This is a genomic window from Desulfocicer niacini (assembly GCF_054657595.1).
On record NZ_BAAHYK010000006.1, the window covers coordinates 43059 to 61373 of the forward strand.

Below are 18315 nucleotides of genomic sequence, written 5' to 3' on the forward strand. Positions count from 1 at the left end.
TTTCAGTAAAACAACACTTAGGGAATTCATGAAAATATAATCATCCGCTTTTGCATGGATAAATCCGGTTAATGGCTATGGATTTCATTTAAATGCCGGATAGAGTATATTTTCCATGAACCCCCTTACACACAAGAATGGGGACTCCTATGGGCTCAAAAACCGTATGGACATTGTTTTGCATATTTTGTATCCTTTGTGCAAGTCAAAGCACACAGGCCTTTGAATCTGCAAAAATAGCCGTTATTTATTCAAAAACAGGAATAGCGGCCAAAGACAACGTGGCCATGGGCCAGGCAGCAACCATGGCGGTTGATGAAATAAACCAACATGGCGGATTGCTGGGCAGACCTGTGGAATTAATTTCCATTGACAATGAGAGCTCTTCACTTGGATCAAAAGCCGCGGCCATGGAAGCGATACGCCTGAACGTAACCGGTGTTATTGGTGCCTCATGGAGTTCCCATTCCCTTGCCATGGCACCAGTGCTGCAAGCGGCTGGTATTCCCATGATCACACCTGTTTCAACAAACCCAAAGGTTACTGAAACAGGTGATTATATTTTCCGGGTCTGTTTCACAGACGAACTCCAGGCAAAAACCATAGCAGATTTTGCCAGAAAAGATCTAAACGCCGGTACTGCCGTAATTTTGCAGAATATCAATGAGCAGTACAGCCTGAGCCTGGCTGATTTTTTCCGAAACTGGTTTATCAAAAAGGGCGGCAAGGTATTGCTTCAGGGATGCTACAAAGGCAGAAGTATTGATTTTACAAACCTTCTTACAACTGTAAAAGAATTAAATCCTGATCTTGTCTTCATCCCCGGTTACTCCAGAGACAGTGCCCTTGTGATAAAACAGGCTGTTGACATGGGCATTACAACCACCTTTCTTGGGGGCGATGCCTGGACAACAGAGATGTTTAATTATGCTGGGAATGCCTTAAACGGCAGTTATACCGCCGCCAACTGGCACGCAGACTTCCCCTACCCGGAATCCCGGCATCTCAAAGCCTTATTCCATGAAAAATTTAATAACACCCCTGTATATAACTCGGACATCCCTTTGACCTATGACGCAGTGGGACTTTTTGCCCGGGCCGTGAAAGCGGCGGGCAGCCTTGATAAAAAAAGAATTCGGGACGCGCTGGCAAAAACCGTTGACTTTCATGGGGCAACCGGGAATATAACCTTTGATGGAAAAGGTAATCCCATGGGAAAGGAAGTTGTGATTGTTCAATTTGATCAAGGGACCTCCCGATTTATAAAATCAGTTAAAGAGGACACCATCAACATAGCGACAATTTTTGCATTAACCGGCAACGCGGCAGACTCAAACAAACCTTCCCTTGAAGGTGTTATCTGTGCCGTGAATCACATCAATGCCGCAGGGGGGATTGCAGATAAAAAGATAAAGCTATATGTTTTTGATAATAAAAGTACGCCCATTGGGTCAAAGCTCAGTGCAGACAAAGCTGTTTCCCAAAATGTGACAGCCATCATCGGAGCAGACTGGAGTGTTCATTCCCTGGCCATTGCCAAGGTGGCCCAGGCTGCAGGCATTCCCATGATCACCAATATTTCAACCAATGAAGATGTTACTAAAACAGGGAATTATATATTCCGGGTCTGTTTTATTGACTCTTTTCAGGGTCAGGTAATGGCCCAGTTTGCCCTTGATGATTTAAAGGCAACGTCTGCGGTTATTTTTACAAACATCACAAGCAATTACAGCATGGGCCTGTCCCGGGAATTTCAAAATGTCTTTGAGGGTTCAGGGGGGAAGATTTTATTCACCGCATCATATAAATCTGACTTAAGGAATTACAAAGAGCTTATTTTACAGACAAAAGCACAAAAGCCCGATGTGATTTTCTTTTCTGGCCATGACGAAGGCGGATTTCTGGCACAACAAGCACAACTTCACGGCATCAAATCGGTTTTCCTGGGGGGGGATGACTGGGACACGGAAAGTTTTTTATCAAAGGGCGGCCAAGTGATCAAAAAGGGGTATTATTGCACACATTGGTCAAAAGAATCTGACACGCCCATCTCCCGTGACTTTGTAAAAAATCACCCGACCCAGGGAAAAATTCCTTCGGCCTTTGCACTTTCCCATGATGCAGTATTTCTATTGGCAGATGCCATGAAACGGGCAAATACCATGGACAGAGATAAAATCCGGGAAGCATTGGAAAACACCCCCCCCTTTGACGGCATCACCGGAAAAATAATTTTTGACAAAAACCGAAATCCTGTAAAAAATGCAGTCATCAATGAAATTAACAATGGCAAAATCAAATATTTTGAAACCATTTCTTCCGCCCCCCAATAGATTAACTGGACCTGCTCACGGGTGATTCAGAAGGTTGCAACCCACCGCTTAACCAAGGCAAAATTCAGGCCTGGTTACAACATGGGGTACTTTGGGAAAGGGTCAGGCCCCAGAAACCGAATCATTGAGCAAAAAGATAAGAGAAAAATGGATGAATGAAAAAATAAAAACGGTAAGCCTTGCCCTTAAAATCAACACCATTGTTTTAACCTCATGCCTTATATTTGCCATGGTGTGCAGCTTTATGTTGTACTTCACTGGTAACACACTTTTGGAACAAAAATATGATGAAAACCATACGCTTTTAAGTGTGGTCGTTGAACAAAACAGAGAAGATATTGCAAATGAGATATTTGCAGCACAAGAAATGGCACTGCATGAATCCGTCAGAGATATCTTAAAGGTTAAAGGCATTGCCGGAGTGGGCATATACAATAACCAAGGAGTGTTACTGCACTCATCGGGAACAGATTTTATCAAAAGACTCTTCAGCGATGAAATGCAAGCCCTTGATAAAAAATCTATTTTTAACAAGCGCCTTGAAACCAATAAAAACATGAGTTCCTACGCATCGACCATTAAAGTCATTGGGGAACAACTGGGATATATAAAATTATATTATGATTCCAGCAAGACCAACCAGCAATTGAATCGCATTACCCTTTATTTTGTTGTTTTCTTTCTTGTATTGACACTTTTTTTCTCATTACTTCTGCGCACCTTATTATCTCGTTTTATCATCAAACCGGTTTTAACCCTGAAAGATTCAATGCAGAAGCTGGACAATGGACTCCTGGGTATCAAGGTGGATCTTACGTCCAATGATGAAATCGGTGAAATGGGAACGGTTTTTAATAAAATGTCCGACACCCTGCTTCAAAATAACACCGCTCTTCAAAATGCAGTGAAAACCGAGGCCGATTCCGCCATAAAGCTTGCAAATGCCAATACGGAATTAAAAAGGCTCAATACTGCCCTTGAAAAATCAAACAGCGCATTGGCACAACTCAATGCAGATCTTGAAAAAAAGGTAAAGAAACGCACCGAAGCACTGATGGAGTCAAACAAACGTCTTCAAAGGGAAATAGTCGAAAAAGAAAAAATGCAGGAGGATCTTATCCGGGTGGAAAAACTCGAATCAACGGGAGTGCTTGCCGGCGGTATCGCCCATGATTTCAATAATCTTTTAAGTATCATCATCGGGAATTTATCCCTTGCCCAGATACATGCAAAAAAGGATGAGAAAATCTCAAAAATTTTAACAGATACTGAAAAAGCCTGTTTCAGGGCCAGGGATCTTACCAAACAACTACTCACCTTTTCCAAGGGGGGAAGCCCTGTAAAGAAAACAATGTCCGTCATTGAACTTGTCAAAGAGACCGTTATCTTTGCGTTAAGAGGTTCCAATGTGGGCTATGCATTTTCCATTACACCGGCGTTATTTCCTGTGAAGGTGGATGAAGGCCAGATCAACCAGGTAATAAGTAATATTGTTATCAATGCCAGCCATGCCATGCCCCAAGGAGGTACCGTCATTATAGCCGGGGAAAACATAGAGATCGAACCGGGAAATGCATTCGGCACACCGCTTCCACCTGGACCGTACATAAAAATCAGCATCCAGGACCATGGCACAGGCATTGCCAAAAAAAATCTGCCATCCATTTTCGATCCTTACTTCACAACAAAAGCCACGGGAAGCGGGCTTGGGCTTGCCACAGCCCATTCCATCATTGAAAAACATGACGGATTTATCTCCGTACAATCCCAGAAAGCAAAGGGAACGACTTTTCATATCTACCTGCCTGCCTCCACGGATGAAATTCATGGAACCATTGACCAAGCAGAGCAGATCACGGAGCCACTGTTCAAAGGCCGGGGAAAAGTGTTGATAATGGATGATGAAGAGATGATAAGAAACATTGTGGGGGATATGTTAAAGCATATGGGTTATGAACCTGATTTTGCAGAAGATGGGGTTGAGGCCCGGAAAAAGTACCTGGATGCCATGGAAAAGCATGACAGGTTCAACGCCGTTATCATGGATTTGACCATTCCAGGCGGGATGGGAGGAAAAGAGGCGGTAAAGGAGATCTTGAAAATTGACCCCCACGCAAAGGTCATCGTCTCCAGCGGATTCTCCAATGACCCGGTAATGGCAGACTATAAATCATATGGATTCTCCGGTGTGGTGGCCAAACCGTTTATGCTGCAGGAGTTGAATTCGGCTTTGCGGCAAATTGTTTAAAACTGCATGGAGATAAAACAACGGAATGCCCTTGAAAATTCCAGCTACCATCCCGCAACACCCACACCCGGGGGTGACATCATATGCAAATTGTGGTAAACCCCCCATGGAATTTGTGAGCATGCTTGAGATCAGCCCATCCAGACAAATAAGGAAAAAATATAATGAAAATTGGAATCATCGGTCTTGCGCAGACCGGAAAAAAAACGCTGTTCCAGATATTGACGGGCAGTGAACTCAAAGAACAGGGGGGTGCCCCCAAACCCATACCGGGGGTTGCAGATATCCTGGATCTACGTTTTGACAACATGGTGAACATGTACCACCCCAAAAAGGAAGTCCGGGCCCGCATTGATCTGGTGCTGCTGCCCAGAATGGAACAGGACAACATCGCCCGGGGAGATATTTTCCGGGACATTGCCGACATGGACGCCATCTGCCATGTGGTAAGGGCTTTTGAAGATGATGCCATCTACCATGCCGAAGGATCTGTTGATCCATTGAGGGACACCGAAATGGTTAACGGAGAGCTTTTGATGCACGATCAGATCTTTGTGGAAAAACGTATTGAACGCATCAAAGAGATGGCCAAAAAGAAAAAAGATGAGGATCAGCAGAAAGAACTGCTACTCATGGAAAAAATGCAGACCCACCTGGAGCAGGAAAAACCCCTTCGACTCATGGAACTTTCCGATGACGAAGAACTATTGATAAGAAGTTACCCATTTATCACCCGAAAACAGATGATTCTGGCGGTAAATGTTTCCGAAGATGATCTGGGAGACAGCGCTCTGCTTGAACGCCTCAAGGTCCCGTGTGAAAGCCAGGCCATGGAGGCCATGCTGGTGTCTGCCAAGGTGGAATCGGAAATTGCCCTTCTGGACGATGAGGAAGAAAAAGCCGAATTCCTGGCGGACATGGGCATTAAAGAAACCGCCCTGGGGGTGCTTACCCGACTATGTTTAAAGGCCCTGGGACTTATCTCTTTTCTCACCGTGGGTGAGGATGAGGTAAGGCAATGGCTGGTGAGAAAAAATTCTCCGGCACCCGTTGCAGCCGGAGTGATCCATTCGGATCTCCAGCGGGGATTCATCCGGGCAGAGGTCATCAAATATGATGAACTCATGACATACGGCTCTGAAGCCGAGCTTAAAAAGGTAGGGAAAATGTATGTCCAGGGCAAGGATTACACAGTCGAAGACGGAGATATTTTAAACATCCGATTCAAGGTGTGACAATAAAAAACAGGGTATTGGCTCTAACGTCGGCCAGCTCGGTTAATTGGGGGTACCAAGGGGTCAGGCCTGGCTTATGAGTATTATTTATATTTTTGCCAGGCCATGACGGTTTATCGTTTAACCGGTTTTCACAGCGCTGATGCTGATTCATAGGCTTCCGTCAGACGGGCCTTGATATATGCCACCGCATCCTCATCATATTCATCAAGGTCAAAGCAGTAACCGTCTTCTCCCAGCAGGCCTTCGGGGATAAGATCTCCCACTTCATCGGGGTCTGTAATCATATCACCATAAAAACATACGGACAGCCAGCGTTCTGCAGGATCATCATCAATAACATCTGCCATGGCAAACAGTTTTCTATCGGACTGATTGTTATGGCAGGGTCGCAGGGAGTAACTCACACCGGGTCTGGCATTGAACTCCAGGGTAATGCCTTCCATTGCCATGATGTGTTCTTTAATGGCCACAAAGGCCTTGCGGGTTTGTGTTTCAGTGTCTTCCCATTCATCAATTAATGCGTCAAGTGCTTCCATAATTCACCTCATGTTTAGGTTGTGGGGAGCTTGATCAAAAGACAGACCGCACTTAAATGGAATCCGGGAGATGGTATCAGCATGTTTCTGAATGCCGGGTGTAAAAAGCGACAACACGAAAACACAAGACGCATGCCTCCATTGATCCACGAAATTATGCCCATGGCCGGAATTATGATCATGCCGGGTCAGGATACAACAAAACTAAATCAGGGGGCTTCGGACAGATGTTTTACCATATGCCCAAGCTCCGGAAAAATAAGACTTCCGCAGGCAAGCTTGCAGGCGTTAAGACTTCCAGGCATGCAAAAGACGATGGTGTTTTTAATAATCCCGGCCGTGGCCCGGGACATGATGGCCGCAGAATCAATCTGCTCAAAACTTAGCTGGGCAAACAAGGGACCAAAAGCGGTAAGTTCCTTGTCAAACAAAGCCGAAACAGCCTCCACCGTGACATCCCGGGGGCTCAAGCCCGTGCCGCCGGACATGAGAATCACATGGGGGCCCACATCATCCACCACATGTTTGACCATGTCCCGAATGGCATCAATTTCATCGGTGACCACATGGTGAACAACGGTCTCGTGGCCTTCTTTTTTGATTTCCTTTTTCATCCAGATACCGCTTTTATCCTCAGCGATTCCCCGGGTGGTGGAAACAGATACAATGGCCACACGGATGTTCCGGGGCGTTTCTTTTTTATGCAGTAATGTACTCACAATAAATTATCCTGTTTACTCAACGATCACGTTTCTGGACTTTAATTATAAAAAAATGTTGCCATACCTGCCACTTGCCAAATATTTGTTTGTCAAAACAAAAAACATGTGATCATCAAATATTTATTAATAATCCTGTTCAATGAACACCCTGTCTTCACCATCATGCTCCTTCAAAAAGACATTGACGGAGTCACTGTGCAGGGTGGCCACGGTGATCCCCTTGTAATCTGCCTGGAGGGGCAACTCCCGATGCCCGCGATCCACAAGCACGGCAAGCTCAATGCGGGGGGGACGACCAAAGTCCATGAGGGCATCCATGGCTGCCCGAATAGTTCTGCCGGTAAAAAGCACATCATCCACCAAGATAACCTGCTTATCATCCACAGAAAAAGGCATTTTTGAAGGCCTGACAATTGGGTGATGGCTGATGCGTGTCCAGTCATCCCGGTAGAGATTGATATCCATGTGCCCCATGGGAATTTTTATCCCTTCCAGGTGCACGATTTTTTGCTGAATCCGCTTTGCCAGAGAATCTCCCCGGGTGAGAATCCCTGCCAGGGCAATATCCTTTACCCCCTTGTGAGCCTCAATGATCTCATAGGACATCCGGGTGATGGCACGCTCTATATCTTCTGCTGTGAAGATGGTTCTCTCTCTTTTCATAAAAAAACATCCTGTTCCATGGTTTCCCCTCCGGCGATGCGGCATCGCCACCGAATTGAACAATTATCACTTTTTATTCACCCGGGCAAGCCCTTAGATGCACCCATTGACTTTACTATTCCTGAAAAAACGCTTATGTTAATTTTCATACGTACTTACTTAGATGTTGATGATTCTTTTTTTATATGAAAATATCGACAACAGACTCCCCAACAGCCATCTGATCCGGCACGATCGGAGCTAAAGGCGATAAGCTCTTTTGCCCTGTGGATTGTACCGAAGCGCAGACTGTTTGAGAACAAACCAGCCCGAAAGTTCCTGCGCTTTAGATCAACTGGGCAAAAGGGTCGCCAGCGGCCCCGGCCCGGGTCGGATGGCCGTTGGGGGCGACATATTACCATTTTAACTATTCATTATGTCGGAATGCCGACATGATTATTAAGGAGATAACAGCATGAATGTTCAGGAGATGATCAACCGACTAAAAGCCCACCCGGATTACCATAAAGCCGGCATGATTTTATGCCACAACGGTGTGGTACGGGCCACATCCAGAGAAGGTCAGGAAGTGACGGGCCTGAAGGTAAAGGTCAACCACGACAGACTAAAGGAAATTGTGAATGCCCAGAAAAGCAAAACGGGCATTGTGGATGTCATCGTGGAAATTGCCGAAGAGAAAGTGCTGAAGGTGGGAGATGATGTCATGTACATTGTGGTGGGGGGCGATATCCGGGAAAATGTCATTGAGACTCTGACAGAAACTCTAAATCAGGTCAAGGCAGAAGTGACTTCCAAAACCCAATTTTTCAAATAACCCCGGCTGTGAAAACGGAATCAAAGCCTATCCGTTTTTTTAAAAAAGGGCCTGTCAATCCCAGGCAGGTCCGGCCAGAACAGAAGTGCCCCCAGGGCACTTCCCAGCATATCCGCCACAACATCCATAACATCGGCCTGTCTGCCGGGAACCAGAGCCTGGTGAAGCTCATCGGACACCCCGTAAAGCGTACCCGCCAGCACAACCATACAGATGATCTTCCAGGCACTGCGCCCGGGCAGTTCACGCTTGAGCATGCGCACCGTCAATGCCCCGAGAAGGGCATACCCTCCCAGGTGCAGAGACTTGTCCGACCAGTGCAGATGTCTGATGACCTCTGGTGAGGGAAAGCATGACTGCACAAAAATCATCACGCAATACATCACCAGGGGCCACCGGTAAATAAGGGAATGTCTATTCAAACAACCGGGCATCCAGGGTTCTTTCCTTGATATGTTTCAATACGACCTGTGAAAAATCTTCCATGGTCAATCCCAGTCTAACCTTTCCATCCAGGGTTCGCACCGACAGGGTATTTGACTCTTTTTCCTTTTCCCCGATGGTGATAATCAGGGGAACATAATTGAGCTGGGCCTCCCGGATTTTCTTTTTAAGGCTTTCGGTTCTTTTGTCCACCTCACACCGAATACCAAGGGCCGCCATTTCTTTTTGAAGGCTTTGTGCATGGTCATTAAGATCGTCATTGATGGGTAGAAGAACTGCCTGGACAGGGGCAAGCCACAGGGGAAATTTCCCGGCAAAATGCTCTACCAGAATGCCGAAAAACCGTTCAATGGACCCGTAAATCACCCGGTGGATCATGACCGGACGATGTTTTTCGTTATCTGCCCCCTTGTAGGTGAGGTCAAAGCGTTCGGGCAGGGCCATGTCCAGCTGAATGGTGCCGCACTGCCAGGTTCTGCCCAGGGCATCTTTTATATGAATGTCAATCTTGGGACCATAAAAGGCACCGTCCCCTTCATTGATGAAATATTCCTGACCATACTTGTCAAGGGCATTCTTCAAACCATTGGTGGCCTGTTCCCATTTTTCATCTGACCCGATGGATTTTTCAGGACGGGTGGACAATTCCAGATGAAATCCAAGACCAAACCGGCTGTACACCTTTTCCACCAGCTGGAGCACGCCTAAAATTTCATCCTCAATCTGATCTGGGGTCATGAAAATATGGGCATCATCCTGGTGAAAGGCCCGGACCCGGAACAGCCCGGACAGTGCCCCGGACAGTTCATGGCGGTGAACCAGACCGATTTCACCGGCACGCAGGGGCAGATCCCGGTAGGAGTGTGACCCGGTTTTATAAAGCAGCATGCCGCCGGGGCAATTCATGGGTTTGATGGCGTATTCTTCTTCATCCACCACCGAGGTGTACATGTTTTCCCGGTAATTTTCCCAGTGACCGCTTTTTTCCCACAGGTGACGGCTCAGCATCACCGGAGTTTTGGTCTCCACATACCCGGCCTCTCTATGGGCCTCCCGCCAGTACTCCAGCAGCACATTCCACATGTCCATGCCCCGGGCATGGAAAAATGGCATACCCGCCGCTTCCTGGTGAAAACTGAACAGATCCATCCGGGTCCCGATCTTTCGATGATCGCGTTTTTTGGCCTCTTCAATAAGATGAAGATATTTATTGAGTTCCTTTTTATCAAAGAAGGCCGTGCCATAGAGACGCTGAAGCTGTTGCCTTGTCTGATCGGCCCGCCAGTAGGCCCCGGAGGTTTTCATGAGTTTCAAACCCTTGATCATGCCGGTGTGGGGAATGTGTGGTCCCCGGCACAGATCAACAAAGTTTCCCTGGCGATACAGGGAAATTTCCTGGTCTTCCAGGGCTTCAATGAGTTCCACCTTATATGAGTTGTCCTTGAACAGCTCAAGTGCCTCATCCCGGGATACCACGGAGCGTTCAAACGTTTTTTTAGCCTTGATGATCTTCTGAATTTCGGCCTCAATGGCCGGGAAATCCTCTTCAGATACCGGGTCCATGTCAATATCATAGTAAAAGCCATCCTCCACCACCGGGCCGATGGTGAGGACCGCCTTCTCGTAAAGATTCTGCACAGCCTCGGCCATGACATGGGCTGCACTGTGCCGCAAAATCTCCAGGGCTTCGTCATCCCGGGTGGTAATAAACTTAACACTGCAGTCCCGGATCAAACTACTGCCCAAATCCATGGGCTTTTCGTCAACGACCATGGCCACGCAGTTCCGGGCAAATCCCTCGGAAATTGCTTTTGCCACGTCCATTCCAGTGGGAAAGGCTTCAAAAACCTTTATACTATTATCAGGAAGTGTTATATTGATCATGATTTTAATCCATTGTTAAAATGTTCAATTAAAATTATTTATAAATTCCTGTAAAATCCACTGGAAACACAGGAATTTCAATCCGGCATAATGACCTTAAATGTATTATGCCGATTCTTTGTGTAAAACCCAAACTCTAAGGCAACTGCCTGAAACGGTCAAGAAAAAAATGATTGAGTATACGCTGATCAGCTCAGATGAGGAGTTAGCAAGCATATGTAACAAGCTCAAAACAAAAAAACACATTGCCATGGATCTTGAAGCTGATTCCATGCATCATTTCAAGGAAAAGGTCTGCCTGATCCAGATTGCGGATGATACGGAAAACATCCTCATTGACCCTTTGCTGCTCACGGATTTTTCCCCCCTGAAACTGTTCTGTGAAGACCCCGGCATCACCAAGGTGTTTCATGGGGCGGATTTTGACATCAGAAGCATGGAAAGGGATTTCAATGTCCGGATCCACAACCTCTTTGACACGGAAATCGCCTGTCGATTCCTTGGCATTCAGCGGCGCAGCCTTGCGGCATTATTGAAAAAACATTTCAATCTATGCCTGGACAAACGCTTCCAGAAAACCGACTGGTCCAAAAGGCCCCTGTCCGAAGAAATGATTGCATACAGCATCAATGATGTGGCACATCTTCTGGAACTATCCAAAATCCTTAAAAAAAAGCTGGAAGACTGCGGCAGACTGGCTTGGGCCGAGGAGGAATTTTACCTGCAGACCCTTGTAAAGCATGACAACAATAATACCGACCCTCTGTTCATGAAATTCAAGGGTGCCGGGAAAATGTCCCGCCGGAGCCTGGCGGTTCTGGAAAATTTGCTCCAGGTACGCATGGACATTGCAAGCCAGAAAGATCTCCCCCTGTTTAAAATCATGGGAGCAGACCCCGTTTCCCGCATGGCAACCCTTCGTCCAGCCACCCTTTTGGAACTCAAACAGTCCAAAGCTCTGAGCCCCAAACAGATCAACATGTACGGCGACAAATGCATTAAAGCCATCCAGGGAGGTCTTTCCGTCCCCAGTGATGAACTGCCGTCATATCCCCGGAAAAAAGCACCGGAGGTCATCCCTGAAATTTCGGGAAGAATCCGGGCACTCAAGGAAATGCGGGAAGAGATGAGTAAAAAAACCGGCATGGAACCGGGATTTCTCATCAATAATGCCATGATCACCAGCATCGCCATGATATCTCCCACCACAGACCGGGAGCTGATGGAAATCAACGGTGCCCGGCAATGGCAGATGGAAATCCTGGGCAAAGAGATTCTCCACATTCTAAAAATATGCGCCTGAAAAAGAATTCGGGGGATTGATCACAACATGGGCCAGCTTGGCAAGTTATAATAAATGGCGGAGGGTGTGATCACCCCCAAGAGTTCCAACAGTAGAGGACTGCTATCATGGAAGTTACATTCACAAAAATGGAAGGTCTGGGAAATGATTTTATTATCCTGGACGACCGAACCGGTACCCTGGCAAGGCATCTGCCGTACCCTGACATGGCCCGCCGACTGTGTTCCCGACATTTCGGCATCGGGGCCGACGGCATTATTCTGATTCTTCACTCCTTAACCGAGGATATCCGATTCAGGATTTTCAATTCCGACGGCTCCGAGGCTCAGATGTGCGGCAACGGCATGCGCTGCTTTGCAAAATTTCTATTTGAAACCGGCATCATGGGACAGCCACGATTCCATGTGGAAACCCCTGCCGGACGGGTGACACCGGAAGTTATCCTTGACAATAAAAACCAGGTCACCGCCATCCGGGTGGACATGGGAGAGCCCTTTCTTGAACCCCACCGGGTGCCCTTCCGCACGGACGAACCCAAAAAACTTAAACACCCTTTCACTGTGGGAGACCATGCCTTGTTTCTCACGCCTGTTTCCATGGGCAATCCCCATGCCGTGGTCATTGTACCGGATGTGAAAAAGGTGGATGTGGAGAAAACCGGCCGGGCCATTGAAACCCACTCCTGTTTTCCCGAGAAAACCAATGTGGAATTCATCGACATTGTGAACCCGAATGAAATAAACATGAGGGTGTGGGAGCGTGGAGCCGGTGAAACCCTGGCATGTGGCACCGGGGCCTGTGCCGCAGTGGTGGCAGCCCATCTTAATGGAAAAACCCAAACTGATGTCATGGTACACCTGGCTGGCGGAAATCTGAGCATTCAATGGAATCGTCAAACCAATCATCTGCACAAAACCGGGCCTGCCACCCTTGTTTTCAACGGTAGCATACGGCTTTGAACGCTTCATCTCCGACACAACAATGCTAATTGCCAGATTTTGAATATTTCAAATGACAAACCGGCCAAACAATAGTATAGGGGTAGACAAAAATTTTTCACTATCGCTTGGTTAACGAACAACAGGCGCTGATGCCTTAACAGACAACAGGCAGGGGAGACCGAAAATGTACGTACTAAGATTTTTGGACATGGATGATGAGCTACACACGGGGTTTGCTTTTGACGGAGACACAGCCAGGATAATCAAAGGAAATATTTTCGATGTTTTTGACACCACCAATAAAAAAGTGGCTGTTCAGAAAATCCTGGCACCAGTTCATCCCACCGCCATTTTCTGCATCGGGCTCAATTACAGACTCCATGCCAAAGAAACCGGTATGCCCATCCCTGAACATCCTGTGGTTTTCATGAAAAACCCAGGGGCCATCACCGGTCCCCGGGACGTCATCACCATTCCCCGTTCCTGCATTGATCCCCCCCAGGTGGATTACGAAGCAGAACTTGCGGTGGTCATTGGCAGACCCTGTAAAGACGTGACACCCGATGAGGCCATGGACTATATATTCGGCTATACCTGTGCCAATGACATCTCGGCCCGACGATGGCAGAAACATGCCGGGGGCGGACAATGGGTCAGGGGCAAAAGTTTTGACACATTCTGTCCCATGGGTCCCACCCTGGTAACTGCAGATGAAATCACCAACCCCCAGTCTCTCACCGTTGAATGTCGCTTAAATGGAAAATTAATGCAGGAAAGCTCCACCTCGGACATGATCTTCACCATTGGTGAAATCATATCATATCTGTCCGAGAGCACCACATTGATGCCAGGTACAGTTATTCTCACCGGTACCCCAAGCGGTGTGGGATTTACCAGAAAACCCCAGGTGTATCTAAAACCCGGAGATGTTCTGGAAACCTCCATCACCGGTATGGGATACCTGGAAAATCGGGTGGTGTTAGAGTCTGATTCGGAAGAAGACGAGTACGAATAATCAGGCCACCATGGCCATCAGCTTTTCTAAGGCCCCTTTGTCGGCAGGATCATTAGCCGGCAAAGGGAACGACTTTAGAATGTTTCTCCCCAGAGTGAGTGGCTCATCTTACGACCAAGACCTGTTATAACCAACCCCCAATAATATCGGATCCTTTTATTGACCGATCAATCGGCCGGAATTGTCCCCTTGGGAAGTAATCCCCTTGGAAATATTAAGGTTCCGCCCTTGTTCTTTTCCCGACTCATAGGCGGAACGACTGGCACTGCTGTGGGTGAAGGAAGTCGTTCGCATACGGGGGTATCTCATCTGAAAATGCCGGGCCAGGCGTTTATCTCCCATGGCAACAAGGGCTTTTAATTCATGGCCGTCCGTTGTCCGAGCCATGGTTCCCCTGTGCTGTTCATCAAGTTTTTCCCTGAATCCCGCCACCACACCACTCATGTATCCGGATCTGCTCCGGCAGGAGGGATGCGCCTTTTTGTATTCCCTCCAGCTGGATTCCGCATATTGTAAAATATAATGAAACACATAATCGGCAATCTTTATATTGGTCACTGTTCCGGTGATCTCAAGGACATAGCCTGCTCGTCCATGGGAAGGCACGAAAGAGGTGATCCACACCGTTTCCACAAAATAAAATGAATTCAAAATCACTGCGGCCAGACATGCCGACTGACTGCGTTTCAACACCGGATCGGTGAGAATAATAGACTCAAAATGCCGGGGTTTATCATGGCGGATCAGATCAATGTTATACCGGGAAATAAGCTGATTTGCCTTGGCCGCTGCCGCCGCTGCCTCAAACCTGTTCTTTGAAGCGGCAAGTCCCATGAGTTTTTTGACTTTGCCCATGATTCTATCCGGTTCATTGTCGGTATCTTCCCACACCCGCTGTTCCAGAGTCTGATAGGTACCCGAAGCCCGGGGATTGGCATTTGTTTTTTTACAGCATGCCTTAAAAACATCGCCATGGGGGGGCTGTAGTTGATATTCGGGATATAAGCTTGCCATCTGATGGGCCACTTCATGGCGCAGCACCTCACAAACAGAATCCCACCGACCGTTCATCAGTAGACTGCGATTCAGACGAATCTCCTGTACATCCGGTACCCATTGGCCCAGGCAGGCTTTCATATCCATCAGTACAATGGAAGGCATGGTCAGTCGCAATGCCAGGGCTTGGTCTGCATATCTCACATCATGGTAAATCTTTTTCCATTCATATTGAAGCCGTTCAACCATCTGACGTTCAAGTTTTTCCTGGACTCGGCCTGATTGTTCCGTCAAAACATCTCCATATTTATTTTAATTTGTAAAATTCAATGCCAATGAATCCTCTGAACGATTTACAATGCCGCTCCACCGGGGATTCAACCCATCAAAGGTAAAAAATGATTTCATGGCAAAAGCCACTTTGTGGTATCTATCCATTGACTCCAGCGGGCAATGGTATATTTTAAAGCAGCTAGATAAAACAAGCTCAAAAAATTTTCAGCCATTCCAGAACACAAATCAATAAAGGAGAGCATCATGGAAAAACAAACCTTTAGCATTCCCAACATCAGCTGTGCTCACTGTGTCAATGCCATCAAAAACGAATTGATGGAGCAAAAAGGCATCACAGACGTGGTAGGTGATCCCGTGACCCGCAACATTACAGTCAAATTTGATAATTCACAGACAGTGGACAAAATTAAGGCAATACTCAAAGAAATCAATTATCCAGCAATATAATCAGCAAGGTTTATTCCTACGGACATCCGGGGAAGATTCTGGAACAAGTCAGGATCATCGGGGTTGGGTATAGCGTCGGCAAGCCCCACACAAAGAAACTTTTCAACGAAAACTACTATATCCGGCTATTTGCCCTACCCGACGTGGCCTGTGTCATGATAAGTCCGAAAGAGAAAAGGAGATTCATTCAATGAAACCCAGCACTGTTTCCTTTCCCGTCACCGGCATGACTTGTGCCAATTGTGCAGCCAACATTGAGCGTATTTTAAACCGTAAAGTCCCCGGTGTCATCAAAGCATCGGTGAATTTTGCCTCGGAACAGGTATCCATAACCCACATCCCTTCCGAGGCCCCGGTTGAAGTCATGGCAGCCGCAATTGAAAAGGCAGGATTTCATCTCATTGTTCCCGATGCCTTCACCACGGCAGAGGATGCACACACCGCAGCCCAGGAAACAGAAATAAAGGATCAAACCCGAAAATTTCTGGTGGGTATCATCTTTACTCTGCCTCTTTTTATATTGAGCATGGCAAGGGATTTTTCACTCACAGGCCCCTGGAGCCATGCCCCCTTTATGAACTGGCTGTTTCTGTGCCTGGCAACACCTGTGCAGTTTTATACTGGCTGGGACTATTATGTGGGCGGCTTTAAAAGCGTTATGAATAAAAGCGCCAACATGGATGTCCTGGTGGCATTGGGATCTTCCGTGGCGTATTTTTATTCCTTTTTTCTTCTTTTCATGCCATGGTTGGGGGACCATGTGTACTTTGAAACAGCGGCCATGATAATCACCCTGATCAAACTTGGCAAGCTTATGGAGTCAAAAACCAAGGGTAAAACCGGGGGTGCCATCAAAAAACTCATGGGGCTGCAAGCCAAAACAGCCACCATCGTCAAGGCAGAGCAGGAAAAAGAAATCCCCATTTCCCAAGTACAGATCAATGATCAGGTGCTTGTGCATGCGGGTGAACGCATTCCCGTGGATGGTCAGATTCTTTCCGGCGGGTCTGCGGTGGATGAATCCATGCTCACCGGTGAACCTTTGCCTGTGGACAAAAAAACGGGGGATATGGTGACAGGCGGGACCATCAACGGCCAGGGCATGTTGATGGTGGAGGCCACCCGGGTGGGACGGGACACAGTGCTTGCCCAGATCATCCGCATGGTTCAGGAAGCCCAGGGCAGCAAAGCCCCCATACAGGCCCTGGCCGATAAGGTGGCCGCTATTTTTGTGCCTTCGGTGATTCTCATTGCCCTTGTCACCATGGCCGTGTGGTATTTTATCACCGGAGATCCTGTCACGGCCATGATCCGACTGGTGGCCGTTCTGGTCATCGCATGCCCCTGCGCCCTGGGGCTTGCCACCCCCACGGCCATCATGGCAGGAACCGGCAAGGGTGCAGAACATGGCATTTTGTTTAAAAGCAGTGCCTCCCTTGAAAATACCACAGGCCTGACCACCATTGTTCTCGACAAAACCGGCACCCTCACCCGGGGAAAACCCGTTGTGGGGGATTTGATCCCCTTGGCCGATGCCTCATTCACCGCCCAAAGGCTTCTTCAATCCGCAGCATCCCTGGAAAAGGGATCTGAACATCCCATTGGAAAGGCCATTGTCAAGGCAGCCCGGGCCGAAGATCTTACCCTGATTTCTCCACAGCAGTTCATGGCCCATGAAGGACACGGGGTGTCGGCCCTCCTTGACGGCGTTTATCACCGTCTGGGCAACCCCCAGTGGTTCATATCCGAAGGCGTGGATATAAAGGCCTTTGCCGCTGACATCAAAAATCTGCAGGACCAGGGCAAAACCGTCATGGTGCTGGTGCAAAACCACACACCCCTGGGGCTCATCTCCGTCACCGATGAACTGAAACCTGATTCCAGGCAAGCCATTGAGCGTTTAAAGGCAAAACACCTGTCCGTGGCCATGATCACCGGAGATAATCCCCAGACGGCCCGGGCCATTGCCAACCAGGCGGGGATTGACACTTTTTTTGCAGAGGTGCAGCCCGGGGACAAGGCCGCCATCGTCAAAACGCTTCAGGAAAAAGGAAAACAGGTGGGCATGGTGGGGGATGGCATTAACGACGCGCCGGCACTGGCCCAGGCCCAGGTGGGCTTTGCCATTGGCACCGGCACGGATGTGGCCATTGAAACCGGAGAAGTAATCCTTTCAGGCGGCAGTCTCATGGGGATTCCAAGGGCTCTGGATCTCGGACAAAAAACCATGGGGACCGTGCGGCAGAATCTATTTTTTGCCTTCTGCTACAATATTGTACTGATTCCCGTTGCCGCTGGTGTTCTGGCTCCCATGCAATGGGCACCGGCATTTTTACAGCAACTTCATCCCATACTGGCGGCCATGGCCATGGCCATGAGCAGTCTGTCCGTGGTGGCCAACAGCCTTCGATTGACCCGGGCAAAGCTGGATTAAATC

General features: G+C 47.8%; 15 protein-coding genes. 9 read left to right on the top strand and 6 right to left on the bottom strand.

All coding sequences use genetic code 11. The features are described from left to right. The first annotated feature begins 149 nt into the window (after positions 1–149). The 3 genes from ACYQ2M_RS04315 (at position 150) to ychF (ending at position 5816) form a co-directional block, all read left to right on the top strand. Positions 150–2333, top strand: coding sequence for an ABC transporter substrate-binding protein (locus ACYQ2M_RS04315; RefSeq protein WP_459915091.1), 2184 nt, complete (start codon positions 150–152; stop codon positions 2331–2333). Between the two features lie 151 nt (positions 2334–2484). Beyond that, entirely contained in the window at positions 2485–4581 is a 2097-nt protein-coding gene (locus ACYQ2M_RS04320; RefSeq protein ID WP_459915092.1) for an ATP-binding protein, read from the top strand. Positions 4582–4745: 164 nt separating this feature from the next. Continuing rightward, positions 4746–5816 carry a redox-regulated ATPase YchF gene (gene ychF, locus ACYQ2M_RS04325; protein ID WP_459915093.1) on the top strand — a complete coding sequence of 357 codons (1071 nt, stop codon included), beginning with the start codon at positions 4746–4748 and terminating at the stop codon, positions 5814–5816. A 131-nt stretch (positions 5817–5947) separates the two neighbouring features. On the opposite strand, the gene ACYQ2M_RS04330 is transcribed toward ychF, so the two are convergent. The 3 genes from ACYQ2M_RS04330 to pyrR form a co-directional block, all read right to left on the bottom strand. Then, entirely contained in the window at positions 5948–6355 is a 408-nt protein-coding gene (locus ACYQ2M_RS04330; protein ID WP_459915094.1) for a hypothetical protein, read from the bottom strand. Between the two features lie 209 nt (positions 6356–6564). Continuing rightward, complete coding sequence (locus ACYQ2M_RS04335) at positions 6565–7074, bottom strand: MogA/MoaB family molybdenum cofactor biosynthesis protein (protein WP_459915095.1); 510 nt, start codon at positions 7072–7074, stop codon at positions 6565–6567. A 126-nt stretch (positions 7075–7200) separates the two neighbouring features. Then, the gene (gene pyrR, locus ACYQ2M_RS04340) at positions 7201–7740 is read right to left on the bottom strand and encodes a bifunctional pyr operon transcriptional regulator/uracil phosphoribosyltransferase PyrR (RefSeq protein WP_459915096.1); all 540 of its coding nucleotides are present in this window, start codon (positions 7738–7740) and stop codon (positions 7201–7203) included. 454 nt (positions 7741–8194) lie between these two features. Between pyrR and ACYQ2M_RS04345 the strand changes: the two genes are divergently transcribed. After that, complete coding sequence (locus ACYQ2M_RS04345) at positions 8195–8554, top strand: molybdenum cofactor biosynthesis protein MoaE (protein ID WP_459915097.1); 360 nt, start codon at positions 8195–8197, stop codon at positions 8552–8554. Positions 8555–8574: 20 nt separating this feature from the next. Here ACYQ2M_RS04345 and ACYQ2M_RS04350 read toward each other — a convergent pair whose 3' ends face one another. Both ACYQ2M_RS04350 and thrS read right to left on the bottom strand, forming a co-directional pair. Continuing rightward, the gene (locus ACYQ2M_RS04350) at positions 8575–8976 is read right to left on the bottom strand and encodes a VanZ family protein (RefSeq protein ID WP_459915098.1); all 402 of its coding nucleotides are present in this window, start codon (positions 8974–8976) and stop codon (positions 8575–8577) included. Further along, positions 8969–10882 carry a threonine--tRNA ligase gene (gene thrS / locus ACYQ2M_RS04355; RefSeq protein ID WP_459915099.1) on the bottom strand — a complete coding sequence of 638 codons (1914 nt, stop codon included), beginning with the start codon at positions 10880–10882 and terminating at the stop codon, positions 8969–8971. Before thrS ends, ACYQ2M_RS04350 begins: the two co-directional genes overlap by 8 nt. 169 nt (positions 10883–11051) lie before the next feature. Here thrS and ACYQ2M_RS04360 point away from each other — a divergent pair, with 169 nt between their 5' ends. From ACYQ2M_RS04360 to ACYQ2M_RS04370, 3 genes are all read left to right on the top strand, one after another. After that, positions 11052–12185 (top strand): ribonuclease D, encoded by a 1134-nt coding sequence (locus ACYQ2M_RS04360; protein WP_459915100.1) that lies wholly within the window; start codon positions 11052–11054, stop codon positions 12183–12185. 107 nt (positions 12186–12292) lie between these two features. Next, on the top strand, positions 12293–13144 hold the full coding sequence (dapF, locus tag ACYQ2M_RS04365; RefSeq protein ID WP_459915101.1) for a diaminopimelate epimerase: 852 nt from the start codon (positions 12293–12295) through the stop codon (positions 13142–13144). Positions 13145–13310: 166 nt separating this feature from the next. After that, a complete protein-coding gene (locus ACYQ2M_RS04370; protein ID WP_459915102.1) occupies positions 13311–14141 on the top strand; it encodes a fumarylacetoacetate hydrolase family protein in 831 nt (276 codons plus the stop codon). Between the two features lie 156 nt (positions 14142–14297). Here the strand turns inward: ACYQ2M_RS04370 and ACYQ2M_RS04375 are convergent, their stop codons facing one another. After that, positions 14298–15431, bottom strand: a complete 1134-nt coding sequence (locus ACYQ2M_RS04375) for a SprT-like domain-containing protein (protein ID WP_459915103.1) — start codon at positions 15429–15431, stop codon at positions 14298–14300. A gap of 243 nt (positions 15432–15674) precedes the next feature. Between ACYQ2M_RS04375 and ACYQ2M_RS04380 the strand changes: the two genes are divergently transcribed. Both ACYQ2M_RS04380 and ACYQ2M_RS04385 read left to right on the top strand, forming a co-directional pair. Next, positions 15675–15878, top strand: a complete 204-nt coding sequence (locus tag ACYQ2M_RS04380; protein ID WP_459915104.1) for a heavy-metal-associated domain-containing protein — start codon at positions 15675–15677, stop codon at positions 15876–15878. Positions 15879–16068: 190 nt separating this feature from the next. After that, positions 16069–18312, top strand: coding sequence for a heavy metal translocating P-type ATPase (locus ACYQ2M_RS04385; RefSeq protein ID WP_459915105.1), 2244 nt, complete (start codon positions 16069–16071; stop codon positions 18310–18312). Positions 18313–18315 lie beyond the last annotated feature (3 nt).

What these genes read in the sequence shown, in the direction of transcription:
- ACYQ2M_RS04315 (WP_459915091.1), top strand. Translation starts at nt 150, where the DNA reads ATGGGCTCAAAAACCGTATGGACATTGTTTTGCATATTTTGTATCCTT.
- ACYQ2M_RS04345 (WP_459915097.1), top strand. Translation starts at nt 8,195, where the DNA reads ATGAATGTTCAGGAGATGATCAACCGACTAAAAGCCCACCCGGATTAC.
- ACYQ2M_RS04385 (WP_459915105.1), top strand. Translation starts at nt 16,069, where the DNA reads ATGAAACCCAGCACTGTTTCCTTTCCCGTCACCGGCATGACTTGTGCC.
- ACYQ2M_RS04360 (WP_459915100.1), top strand. Translation starts at nt 11,052, where the DNA reads ATGATTGAGTATACGCTGATCAGCTCAGATGAGGAGTTAGCAAGCATA.
- ACYQ2M_RS04320 (WP_459915092.1), top strand. Translation starts at nt 2,485, where the DNA reads ATGAATGAAAAAATAAAAACGGTAAGCCTTGCCCTTAAAATCAACACC.
- ychF (WP_459915093.1), top strand. Translation starts at nt 4,746, where the DNA reads ATGAAAATTGGAATCATCGGTCTTGCGCAGACCGGAAAAAAAACGCTG.
- ACYQ2M_RS04370 (WP_459915102.1), top strand. Translation starts at nt 13,311, where the DNA reads ATGTACGTACTAAGATTTTTGGACATGGATGATGAGCTACACACGGGG.
- thrS (WP_459915099.1), bottom strand. Translation starts at nt 10,882, where the DNA reads ATGATCAATATAACACTTCCTGATAATAGTATAAAGGTTTTTGAAGCC.
- dapF (WP_459915101.1), top strand. Translation starts at nt 12,293, where the DNA reads ATGGAAGTTACATTCACAAAAATGGAAGGTCTGGGAAATGATTTTATT.
- pyrR (WP_459915096.1), bottom strand. Translation starts at nt 7,740, where the DNA reads ATGAAAAGAGAGAGAACCATCTTCACAGCAGAAGATATAGAGCGTGCC.
- ACYQ2M_RS04330 (WP_459915094.1), bottom strand. Translation starts at nt 6,355, where the DNA reads ATGGAAGCACTTGACGCATTAATTGATGAATGGGAAGACACTGAAACA.
- ACYQ2M_RS04380 (WP_459915104.1), top strand. Translation starts at nt 15,675, where the DNA reads ATGGAAAAACAAACCTTTAGCATTCCCAACATCAGCTGTGCTCACTGT.